Below are 1,079 nucleotides of genomic sequence, written 5' to 3' on the forward strand. Positions count from 1 at the left end.
AACAACCCCACCGTTCTTCGGCCCATCATCCCCGACTACGTCAGCCAACACGCCTTTCTTGCTGCCCGGCGTGGCCGGCTACTTCGTTCGACAGGGTGACCTCGTCGGCCACCGCCTTGAGTTCGGGGTGGGCGTTGGCCATCGCCACCCCGTGGGCGGCCCACTGGAACATCGGGATGTCGTTGGGCATGTCCCCGAAGGCGAGGGCCTGCTCGCGGCCCAGCCCCAGATGTTCGGCAGCCAGCGCGAGGCCGGTCGCCTTGGTGATGCCGCAGGGCTGGAGCTCGACGGTCCCCGGCCCCGACATGGTGACCGTCGCCAGCGAGCCCACGACTCCCCGGGCGGTCCGGGCCAACTCGTCGTCGGACAGGGCGTGATGGCGGAGCAAGACCTTGCTGATCGGTTCGCACCAGAGGTCCTCGCGCCGCCGGACCCGCACGGCGGGCAGGGTCGGGTGCGGCATCAGATACCCGGGCTCGATGAGCGTGAGACCGTCCACTCCGTCCTGGTCGACGGCCGCGAACACCTGTCCCACCTCGGCCTCGATCTTGCCGAGCGCGGTCTCGGCCAACTCCCGGTCCAGGGTGACCGACCACAGCAGGCGGTTCGCGCCGGCGTCGTACAACTGCGCGCCCTGTCCGCACACCGCGAGCCCCGTGCCGCCGAGGTCGTCGAGCAGCGGCCGCACTCTCGGCGCCGGGCGCCCGGTCACCACGAGGTGCCGCGCGCCGGCCTCCACGGCCCGCGCGAGCGCCACGCGGGACCGGTCGGAGAGCGTGTCGTCACCGCGCAGCAGCGTCCCGTCCAGGTCGGTGGCGATGAGTGTATAAGCGGGGGGTGCGGCCATGATCAGAGAATACGGACAGCAGGCCGCTGCGACTCATCCGTGTGCCGCCGTTCCCCTGCCCGATGCGGTCTCCAACTGTCAGTGGTGCGTTCCAGGTTGCTGTCACTGCACGTGCGGAGCGAAGGCGCGCCTCCCGGAGGAACCCGGCACGCGACGTACGCCTTCTCGTCCGCCCGATGGGCGGCCCCTTCGGCGCCATGAGGGTCCCGCGGGTGGGCGGGTGGGGGGGTGT

At 71.3% G+C, this 1,079-nt stretch carries 1 protein-coding gene; it reads right to left on the reverse strand.

The window, feature by feature from the left end; genetic code table 11:
* Positions 1–40 precede the first annotated feature (40 nt).
* Positions 41–847 (reverse strand): HAD family hydrolase, encoded by an 807-nt coding sequence (locus ACFW2E_RS22625; RefSeq protein ID WP_384468879.1) that lies wholly within the window; start codon positions 845–847, stop codon positions 41–43.
* Positions 848–1,079 lie beyond the last annotated feature (232 nt).

Source organism: Streptomyces sp. NPDC058964 (assembly GCF_042741275.1).
GTDB lineage: Bacteria > Actinomycetota > Actinomycetes > Streptomycetales > Streptomycetaceae > Streptomyces.

Excerpts from the sequence above, each read along its gene's own strand:
- ACFW2E_RS22625 (WP_384468879.1), bottom strand. The coding sequence starts at position 847 with ATGGCCGCACCCCCCGCTTATACACTCATCGCCACCGACCTGGACGGG.